Annotated in this window: 14 protein-coding genes; 3 read left to right on the top strand and 11 right to left on the bottom strand. The window is 63.9% G+C overall.

Features of this window, described 5'->3' with window-relative positions:
• The first annotated feature begins 586 nt into the window (after positions 1-586).
• The 3 genes from ACVW1C_RS00710 to ACVW1C_RS00700 are packed head-to-tail and all read left to right on the top strand — an operon-like array spanning position 587 to position 1,660.
• Positions 587-823 carry a hypothetical protein gene (locus tag ACVW1C_RS00710; RefSeq protein ID WP_456756733.1) on the top strand — a complete coding sequence of 79 codons (237 nt, stop codon included), beginning with the start codon at positions 587-589 and terminating at the stop codon, positions 821-823.
• Between the two features lie 2 nt (positions 824-825).
• Positions 826-1,257: a hypothetical protein gene (locus tag ACVW1C_RS00705; protein ID WP_456756732.1), complete on the top strand. Its 432-nt coding sequence runs from the start codon at positions 826-828 to the stop codon at positions 1,255-1,257.
• A gap of 4 nt (positions 1,258-1,261) precedes the next feature.
• A complete protein-coding gene (locus ACVW1C_RS00700) occupies positions 1,262-1,660 on the top strand; it encodes a DUF4326 domain-containing protein (RefSeq protein ID WP_456756731.1) in 399 nt (132 codons plus the stop codon).
• 217 nt (positions 1,661-1,877) lie between these two features.
• On the opposite strand, the gene ACVW1C_RS00695 is transcribed toward ACVW1C_RS00700, so the two are convergent.
• The 11 genes from ACVW1C_RS00695 to ACVW1C_RS00645 form a co-directional block, all read right to left on the bottom strand.
• Entirely contained in the window at positions 1,878-2,201 is a 324-nt protein-coding gene (locus ACVW1C_RS00695) for a hypothetical protein (protein WP_456756730.1), read from the bottom strand.
• A 94-nt stretch (positions 2,202-2,295) separates the two neighbouring features.
• Positions 2,296-2,508, bottom strand: a complete 213-nt coding sequence (locus ACVW1C_RS00690; RefSeq protein ID WP_456756729.1) for a hypothetical protein — start codon at positions 2,506-2,508, stop codon at positions 2,296-2,298.
• Between the two features lie 194 nt (positions 2,509-2,702).
• On the bottom strand, positions 2,703-2,978 hold the full coding sequence (locus tag ACVW1C_RS00685) for a hypothetical protein (RefSeq protein ID WP_456756728.1): 276 nt from the start codon (positions 2,976-2,978) through the stop codon (positions 2,703-2,705).
• Positions 2,975-3,169 (bottom strand): hypothetical protein, encoded by a 195-nt coding sequence (locus tag ACVW1C_RS00680; protein ID WP_456756727.1) that lies wholly within the window; start codon positions 3,167-3,169, stop codon positions 2,975-2,977. The genes ACVW1C_RS00685 and ACVW1C_RS00680 overlap by 4 nt, the downstream gene beginning before the upstream one ends.
• Complete coding sequence (locus ACVW1C_RS00675) at positions 3,166-3,663, bottom strand: hypothetical protein (protein ID WP_456756726.1); 498 nt, start codon at positions 3,661-3,663, stop codon at positions 3,166-3,168. The genes ACVW1C_RS00680 and ACVW1C_RS00675 overlap by 4 nt, the downstream gene beginning before the upstream one ends.
• A gap of 77 nt (positions 3,664-3,740) precedes the next feature.
• On the bottom strand, positions 3,741-6,101 hold the full coding sequence (locus ACVW1C_RS00670) for a DUF3560 domain-containing protein (protein ID WP_456756725.1): 2,361 nt from the start codon (positions 6,099-6,101) through the stop codon (positions 3,741-3,743).
• A gap of 328 nt (positions 6,102-6,429) precedes the next feature.
• Complete coding sequence (locus tag ACVW1C_RS00665; RefSeq protein ID WP_456756724.1) at positions 6,430-7,332, bottom strand: hypothetical protein; 903 nt, start codon at positions 7,330-7,332, stop codon at positions 6,430-6,432.
• Positions 7,333-7,376: 44 nt separating this feature from the next.
• The gene (locus ACVW1C_RS00660) at positions 7,377-7,727 is read right to left on the bottom strand and encodes a hypothetical protein (protein WP_456756723.1); all 351 of its coding nucleotides are present in this window, start codon (positions 7,725-7,727) and stop codon (positions 7,377-7,379) included.
• Between the two features lie 140 nt (positions 7,728-7,867).
• Positions 7,868-8,275 (bottom strand): hypothetical protein, encoded by a 408-nt coding sequence (locus tag ACVW1C_RS00655; protein ID WP_456756722.1) that lies wholly within the window; start codon positions 8,273-8,275, stop codon positions 7,868-7,870.
• A 47-nt stretch (positions 8,276-8,322) separates the two neighbouring features.
• The gene (locus tag ACVW1C_RS00650) at positions 8,323-8,589 is read right to left on the bottom strand and encodes a hypothetical protein (protein ID WP_456756721.1); all 267 of its coding nucleotides are present in this window, start codon (positions 8,587-8,589) and stop codon (positions 8,323-8,325) included.
• A gap of 87 nt (positions 8,590-8,676) precedes the next feature.
• On the bottom strand, positions 8,677-9,090 hold the full coding sequence (locus ACVW1C_RS00645; protein WP_456756720.1) for an ArdC-like ssDNA-binding domain-containing protein: 414 nt from the start codon (positions 9,088-9,090) through the stop codon (positions 8,677-8,679).
• Positions 9,091-9,191 lie beyond the last annotated feature (101 nt).

Raw genomic sequence — 9,191 nt, 5'->3', positions numbered from 1 at the left:
ACGCCGCCTTTGCCGGCCGCTTGGCAGCAAGGCGGGAGCGCGCTACCGGAGATGAAGTGCTCGAGATAGGGGCCGATCTGTGGATAAATCACCGTGGAAGCGCGTCGTCGATCGAGATTCCGCGACACGTTGGGGACATGTGAACTTTCAACCCGCTGCGATTCCGCAAGGTGAATGGGACCGCGGCACGTCCTATGATTCCTTCTCCCGTGAGATGTGCATCCGCGGGATATTGATCAAGGAAGGTCCGGAAACCCACAGGAATTATTCCGGCAAGGTCTGATCGATCAACAGACTGAGCACCTGAGCTACAGCGTGCTGAACTGTCCTTCCCGCACAGGAACGTCGTCTGGCGGCTCGAGTCCGTCGGGTCCGCTTCGTTGTACCCGTTTTCCGAAGGCGTTCCAACCAGGGGGGTAGGCGACCCGGTTGCCTTCAACCAGCGATCCGCCGCGGCGTCCAGCCTCATCCCCTTCGATCTGCCCCCGACTTTCAGACTGTTGTTCGGAGAGGTCGATGTGCCTATGGAAGGATTGATGATGGGCCAGCAACTCAGCTGGATGACGGGTAAACCTGGGGAATGACAATGAAGAAATTCGTAATTTTGGTCGCGACGGCGATTGCCACACCGGCTCTCGCCTGCGCTCCAGCTCCTTCGTGCTGGATCTCGGAGGGTCCTGCCTACCTGCGAGATATCTGCCGGAACTATGCGAAGGCTCACCGCACTGTCGCTGACATCAAGGGCTTCCTCGACGAGCCTGAGAAAATCGGTGACTTCGTTGCGGCCTGCAAGAAACAAGGCGTTGCCTTTAAGGATAAGTGAGAATGAACAAGATCCTGATACTGGTCGCTGCTCTCTGCTGCACTACGATTACCCATGCCGCCCCGCTAAAGCAGATGCCCATCGACTTCGTCGGCGAGTGGTGCAACGGCGAGGCCTACGGCGGCGAGACCAACTGGAAGCTACCGAGCTGGGTCGACGAAAGCGAGAACGGCGGGAAGTGTGGAAACATCCTGAGTGTCTCGAAGTACGAGTTCTCGATGACGATGGGGAAGGAAGACTTCAGCTGCACCCCCGACTCGTACCAGGTGAAAGGGGACACCGCCCCCTCCGGAACGACCTATGTCGCACTGATCCAAAGCCACTGCCACACGGCGAAAGCCGGCGCCCAATCTATGGATATGGTCGGGCGCGGTCTGCCGGTGACCTTCCAGTTCAAGCGGTACAAGGGCAATATCTACGTGACGATCAAGTAAGGCGATGCCAGCTCCTCGGCTCTACAACATCCATCACGGTGATGCGCACGCAGACGCGGTCTACATCGGCCGCGGCTCGCCCTATGGCAACCGGTTCGTCATCAGGGCGCACGGCGACCGTGACCAGGTCTGCAACCTGTTCGACTGCGAGCAGCTGCCAGACATGGACGTCTCGGCTCTGACCGGCCGGAAGTTGAAGTGCTACTGCGCGCCGCATCGGTGTCATGGGGACTCGATCCTGCTGAAGGCGAACTTCCGCGTGGTCGTGTTCGGTGGTCGCGACTATCGCGATAAAAGCACCTTGTATCGCGTTCTGGACGCCGTCCATGAGCGCAGCAAGATCTCATGCATTGTCGAAGGGGGAGATGTCAGGAGCAGATCTGCTGGCTCGCCAGTGGGCTGAGGACCGCGACATTTCCGTAGATCCATATCCGGCTGTCCGTGAACAGCGAGACTCCCGCCTGGGTCGCAGGCGTGATGGAGACGATCCTCGCCGGCCTCAAGGCGCGACGCAAAACCTAAACCAATTCAGGAACTGACATAATGAAACTGCACGCACTCGCTGCATCGGCGATGGCGCTCGCCCTCACTTCTCCTGCAAAGGCCGGGGTAACCGGGCCTCAGTCCTCGATGTCGGCATCCGCCGGCATCTGCCGAAGCTTCTGATAGGGGAATTCGCCGAGGTCAGGATGCAGCCGGTCCTGCTGGATCATCGCAGCCGCAGCCATTCGCGCCGTCCCGTGCGCGTTCGGCAGCGTCATCATGGTCAGCGCGATCGGCACCCAGGTTGGGATGTCGTTCCCGCCGTTGGCCCATTTCGTGACCGTCGTGAGGTTCTGGCACCAGATCCTGGCGAATGCCGACACGGACATGCCCTGCTTGGCCAACTCGGCCTTGAAGTCCTCGGCCGAGATCTTGCGATGAACAAATCGGGGTGGGGACATCTGAAAATTCCTTTCCGGTTGGGCACAATCGCCCGGAATCGGCCGTAGCCGAGGGGGTAGCACAAAATCGATCGTAGCCGGGAGTCCCGGCCGATCAGGTGTAATCGAGCGGATGGACCTGGCGCTTGCCGACGGTCATCACCGGCGGGATGACGGCTCCTCGCTTGATCGCAGCCAGCCACTGCGCCTCCGTTCCCGTGAAGCCGGGCGCGGCCTCCACATGGTGGTCGGCCAGCCACTTGGCCAAGGCCTCGGGTGACGGGCAGGGCGGAGAAACCGGCGTCCCGGCGCTGGTGGTCTCGTACAACTGCCAATGTGTCCGCTCCGCCGCCGGCCATGCCGGCATGCAGCGGTCAGAATCGGGCGAGGGCGCAACCGGGGCGGACTCGAGCAGCGGCGCGTATCGCCCCCAGGAGTTGCGAGGGTGCTGCCAACCGGCGGGCACACGTCGGACGGTTCTGGACATCGACATCTCCTTTCAAAATCGATCGTATGCGGGGGTTAGAACAGTGAGCCTTGCGCTGGCGGCGCGGTCGGCTCAGGTTTGAGCCGTCCCAGGTGTTCCACCGTCTCGCCAATGATCTGTTCGCGGTCGTCGTCGATCAGTAGCCAGCCGTCATCACCGCCGGCTGGATCGTAAACCACGAAGTCGCCGCCCCAGCGTTTGAAGAGGCGATCGGCCACCTGGCGCACGCCGGCGGGCACGTCGGTTGCGGCGTCGAACTCGGCGCGGGTCACGATCCTGATGCCGGCCGCCGCCAAAATCTGCTCGGTCATTGGCGTTGTCCCTCCGCTCGCTCAAGCGCGGCCTGGACCTCCCAAGCCTCATAGATCGCCGCCCGCGCTGCGCAGATCTTCTGCCGTACCTCGGGCATCAATCGTCGGTCATTCGAGTCCATCACGCGCGTCAGCGCATCCAGTAGCCTGTTATAGGTGTCCCAGTGGAACGGGTGCTTGCGCTCGCTCATGGCCGAGCCCTCGCGGCTGAATGAACCATGCTTGCCAGGCCGTCGCGGATCGCGCGGCCGACGTCAGAGTCTTCCATGGCGGTTAGCCAAAGGCGTTCATCGTCCTGGACGACGGCCGCCGCAGCTTCCTCCAGCGTCTTGCCGGCCATGACGTGCGGCGCCATGCGAGCGATGAAGGCCTTCTCATCGTCCGTCAGGTGGTGACCCAGAGGCGGCGGAGAAACCGGCAGCCTTGCGAGCGCGCCGCCCAGCGCCTCGAGGATGCCTGCGCGCGCGCCTTCGATGGGACCGGAGAATGCCGCGCCTGGGTTGATCCTGGCCAGTTCGTCGCGGCCCGCCGTCGTGATCTCGATCATGCCGGGATCGACGCGGCGCGCCAAAGCGCGATTGACGAGCACGCGTTCAGGAGTGCAGTCGCGATCAGTCTGCTGACCTTGGGCTAGGTGGGCGAGCAACATCCGCTCTTCCGAGGTGTATTCGAAGCGGTCGGGCATGGTGTGTTCCTTTCAAAATCAATCGTAGCCGGGAGGGGCTGGGGAAATCGGTCGTAAGCGGGAGGGCACAGCCGGGGCTATCCCGGGGGTGGCCCGTCGATGACGACCAACGCCGTGTTGACCATCGTGCCGGCGGCCTTGAAGGATCCGACGGGCAGGGCGCGGTACTCCGCGGCGATCGGTTCGAGTTTCGCCCGCTGGCGCGGACCGTCGGCACAGATCGCGACCAGCCGGCCGCCAGGCTTCAAGAATTTGCGGGCGTGCACGATATGCTTGATGTCGGCGCCGTTCTCAAAGGGCGGGTTCATCAAGACAATGTCGAAACGCTCGGCCGGCGGGTCGAAGTCCAGAAAGTCGCCGCAGTGGACGAACGCGCCGGAGAACCGTTCGGACAGCGCTCGGCACAGCTTGGTGTTGATCTCGACCGCCACCACCTGGAGGCCATCGGCGCAGTTGCGCGCGGCCTCGATCAGCGCGCCCGTTCCGGCGCTCGGCTCCAAGATGCGCTGCCCGGGTCGGATGTCGGCGGCCTCGGCGACATCCGAGGCGAGTTCGCTCGAGGTCGGGAAGAGCTGAGGCGCAACGACGACTTGCACGCCGCCGCCTTTCAGCATCGCCCGCATGGCCTCGAAACTGTCTGCCGCCGTCCGCGCGGGCAAATCGGCCGTATCCGGGACCGGGGCGAGAACGCGCGGACGAAGGTCCGCCGGCACGGTCTCGGCCTCGAACGGCACGCCAGCCAGCCCGCAGAACTGCCGCCAGGCGGTCGCCTCATCGTCGCACCAATCTGTAACGTGCTGGCCGAGGCCAACACGGAATTGGCCGAGTCCGGTGATGATCTCGGCGCCAGCGCGCTGCGCCTCCGCCTTGGCATCGCCGAGGCGCCGCGGCTCTTCCGCGGGCGCAACCGGGACCAGCGCCGCCACGGCCTCGGGCTCGTCCTGGGCCTCCCTCTCGACCGGTGCGCCCATGATCTCGCCGACCGTTGCCAGCATGGCGTCAAGATCAACCGCGGGCGGCGCGACATACTCGGCGACGAATTCGGCCGGCTCAGTTCGCTCCAGTGCTGGCGCGATCTTGGGCGGATCGACCCGCTTTGCATCCGTGATGTAAACTTGGACCTTCTTCCAATATTCACCGGGCTTCGGCATCTGGCGGACGCGGTGCGCGCTGTGGGTCTCGGTCTCCTTCACTTTGCCGATATAGGGGAAATCCGAGAACTGCGGGCGCGCCTTCCATTCGGCCTCCGTCATCTCGCGGAATCCTTCGCCGGGATAGTTGCAGATCGGCGGGAGCTTGGCGGCGGACTTCGCCGCGGCGACGTTCTCCGCGCTCGGCGGCCGATAATCGCTGATGCTCTCCACGCTCCATTGCGCGCGCTTGGAGCGCGAGCCAGTCGGCGCAGTCGTCGTCATGCTGGAAACCGAACCGTTGGCGCCCTTGTTGACCTTCAGCACGGTAAGCCACTCGTCGCAGCGGCTCGTCTGCACCTGACCGCCGACCGCGAAGGCGAAGCGGTCGGCAAGCGGGTTGGCGGTCGCCTCCGCTCCGATCTGCTCGGCCAGCATCGCCCGTTCATAGGCCAGCCGGTTGTCATAGTGCGCAATCCAGCGGGCGCGCCGAGGCCCGGAGCGCTCCAGGCTCGGAATCGCAATCGCGGCGGCCTGCGCGGCGGTGATGACGTTCCCATCAATCGCCGACCAAAGGCCCATTGGCCCCTCATACTGCGAGGCCGGCGGGTCGCGCGGATAATCGGCCAGCGGAAACGACATCGACCAATAACCGCCGACATTGGCCACGGCCAAGCCGGCCGCGCGCTGCTTCTCGGGGTCATTGATGCCGGCGACGATTTGCCAGGCCTTCAGCTGCCTTTGGGTCTCCGCCTGCTGGCGCTCCACCTTCCGCTTGTCGGACTCAATACCCTTGATGCGGCGATGACGCACCGCCGGCAGTTCCTTGTATTTCGCATGAGCGATTGCGCCGGCCGCGCGCGCAGTCCAATAATTCGAGGTGTCCCAGAGCCTGACCGCCTTGCGCATGTTGCTGTGTATGCGCTCTTGATCTTTGCGGGCACGCTTCTCGCTGTGGTGCCCAACCAAAATAGGCTGCCCCCCATAGAAGCGCTCGGCGATCTCATCGGACACTTTCCGCGCGCTCTCGGCTTCCGCCAAGCGCTTTTCGCTATACCCCTCGAAGCGGTCGGCGCGCTGCTCGGCGCGGTCGGTCAGCGTGGTGTCTTCGTCGCCGATCTCACCACACATCTCAATCAGCAAGTCTTCGGCGCCGGGGCTCCAGGTTGGTTTGACGAACAGTTCTTGACGCGGCGCCCACTTGAAGCCGGCGGCCTTCACGCGCGCGTAATCCTCGGCGTCGAGCCGGTGCGCCGGATAAAGGCGCAGCTTGTTGTCATCGGGCGAATAGGTGGCGGAATGCCGCATGTGTTTTCATCCTTTCAACTTGCGCACAATCGCGCGGGGTGTGTTCAATGAGTCAGATTGCAGGCGGTGTCAAGTGGCTAGCGCTTGCACGCTCGCACCAGGGCGAGCGCTTTGCGGAGCTTCGCCGCGCGGCTCCGATCATCTCGCGCGGTTTGACGCGCGTCGTTTTCGCGGGCGTGCTCGGCGTCCGCTTCAGCCCAGCGGATTAGTTCCTCTATCTGGGTTGAGACCTCCGCCAGCTTTCCGTTTGTCGTCTCGCTCAAGTGCATGTGTTCTGCTCCTCAAAATCGGCCGTAGCTCGGGGGTGGAAAATCGATCGTAGCCGGGACTACTGCGCAGTGCCGACGCGCAGGAGTGCCAAGGCGTGATACTCGCTGCCCTCGGCGGCCTTGGCCTTTACGAATGCCTCGGCCTCGTCGTCGCGGCTCACGCCGTCGCGCACAAATATTGAAGACCCGGCGTCCGCCTGAATCTCAAGCGTGCCGGTGTCGCTGTTCTCGAACAGGCCCCATCCTTCCGCGCATGCGCGGTCATCCTGCCCGATGAATTGCGCTGCGGGCGCAGCCGGAAGGCTGGCGGCCGCTCGGCGATAGGTCTCGGCCGCCTCGTCAGCGTCGGAGACCGCTTCCGCAATCGTGCCGTCCTCGTCGCTGAACATGCCGCGCATCTGGTCAATCTGATGGGTGCAGGCGTCGAGCGCCCCGGCCAGGTCGCGGGCGATCCGGCGCCAGTCCTGCGCAGGCGCAACCGGGACTGTGCCGCCGACAATCTCCAATTCCTCGACCCGAAAAAAGTCGCCGCGCATTTCGCCGACGCGCTCAAAATAGGCTTCCGCCAGCTCGTCAGGATCGGCCGGCTTGTCCTCGTCCATCCGTGCGGCCCAATTCTCGGCCGCGATCTCACGGCGCCAGGCGCGCGCCGTGTCGCTGTTAGGATAGAGGCGCGTTTCGTCGCCGTGCCGGGTTTCATGGATAGCCACGGCGAGCGGCGGCAGCGTCACGGTCTGCTCTTCGATGATGCAGGGGCCGTCAACGGCAGCTTCCCATAGCTCGCTGATATTGTCCGCCGTCGCGGCCTCGACCGCGGCCAGGCGCTCGGGGGTCCGCTTGAGGATGTCGCGCAAGCTCGTGCGGACATATTCCACCGCCTCGGACTGCGTGGCGTGCACCGTGGTTTCGGTCCCGCAGTTGTCGCCCTCAGTGGTACAAGTCCAAATCGTGATTGTGCTCATTGTGATGATCTCCTTTCAAAAACAACCGTAGCCAAGGGGTGGAATCAGTCGCGGGCGGGGGGATTGGTGCGGGTTTCGAGGCCGCGCGCGTGGCGCTGGGCGCCCTCAACGGACTTCAGCGCGCGCGCCACGTAATTCGCAGCACTGTTGGCGTCGGCGATCCGCAGATGATTGCGCGCAGTGCGGATCAACTGCGCGGCAAGCCGGACACGCTCCAGGCGGGAGGCCGGCGGCGTTTCCAACAGCGTCAACTGCGCGTCACGCTTCTGCAGGCGTTCAATCTCGGCCAGCGCCAAGTCAGCTTGTGCGCTCGGGCTGTCGCTGTCCTCGTCCGGAACGTCAACATTCAGCGCGTCAAGAATCGAGTCGGTAAAATCGGTGCAGGTGTAAGTCATTTGGCTTTCGTCCTTTCGTTTTGCGCACTATCGCGCAGATGGTGGAGCGAGCGCGGCCGGGTGCGCGCGTCATCCACCGCGCAAAATCGGCCGTAGTCGGGAGGTGCGCCGCCGGCCGGGGAATCAGCCGGCGCCGGAGGTTACTCGGCGAGTTCTTCCAGGGTGACGCCGTCCTCGGCCGCATACTGAGCAATCAAATCAAGCGCCCAATCTTCCGCCGCCCCGATCATTTCGCCGTCGCCGCCGCCGTGCTTCGAGTTGACGCGCGCGCAGGCATCCGCGGTCCATCGCTGAATGCCGGGAACGTTGCCGAAAAGGTCGCGCGCGCGATCCAAAACGGATTCCTCGGACAAGCACGCAAGGCCGTAAATCCCGGCGATGTGCTCGGCGTCGTAAAGCAGCGTCAATCCGTCATCGCGGGTTGAGCGCTGGCGCGCGTAGCGCCAGGCTACGCCGTAGCGCTGCAGTGCGGACCGGACGCGCCATCGATACTTTGTCGCCTCGTTAACGAGCGTGGCGAGCGGCGAGCGGGGCAAGGTGAGATGCATAACGGTTCCTTTGTTCTGTGATGGGAAATCGGCCGGCGGCGGGACTGTTAGCAATTCACTTCGTGAAAGCCGCGCGCGCCGTTCAAGACCTTGAAGCCCGGCGGGGAACGATCGCCCTTGCCAATCCGCATAGTGGCAACCGCCGGCTTTCCTGTTGCCGCCAGGTCCGCGCAGTAGTCCTCTGCATCGGCCGCGCGCTTAATCTCGACCTCGCGCCGTGGGAGCGGGCTTTTGTCCTCTCCGATGCAAAGCGCCACGCTAACGAATGCGCCGTTACGTTCCGCCGCGTAGCTATTCAAGATCAGTTTCGCCATGTCGTTGAACTCCTTTCGAATTGCGCACCATTGCGCCGAGAAAATCGGCCGTAGCCGAGGGATTGGGGAAATCGGCCGCAACCGGGACTAGGCCGCGGCGGCTTGCTCGGCCGGCTTTTCGTCGGTCTGCGAAACGTCGAAAACCGGGACCAGGATAAACCGCACCGACTCCGCCACGGCCTCGGCCGCGGCGCCGTCCGCGCTCGGCGCCGTTGAGGCCTCGGCCGTTGCGCGCCGGCCGGACGGCGCAAAGATGTAGATTGCGGACTCGCCTTTCCGGACTGCGCGGCCGGCGGCAAGCCATTGATTGAAGCCGCCCAGCATAGTTGCGCCTTCGCATTGCATCGCCGCTAGCAGGTGATTTTTTCCGGATATCGGCCGCGCGTCCGCGGTGAGGATCGGCGCGCGCTGCAGCCAAAGCGCCTTCTGCTCTTCCGTCATGTTGGCAATCTGGCGCGCCAGTTGCGCGGCCTTTTCTTTGTTGGGATTCGGTCTTCGCATGGTCTGTTTTCCTTTCCGTTTGCGCACAATCGCGCGTGTTGCATTCCGAGAGGCCGAGGCGCGCCGCGGCTTAGTGCAATTCCCAAGCGCGCAATTCGACG

It is taken from the genome of Bradyrhizobium sp. USDA 4011 (assembly GCF_054063415.1).
This window is presented reverse-complemented; position numbering and strand designations above follow the sequence as displayed.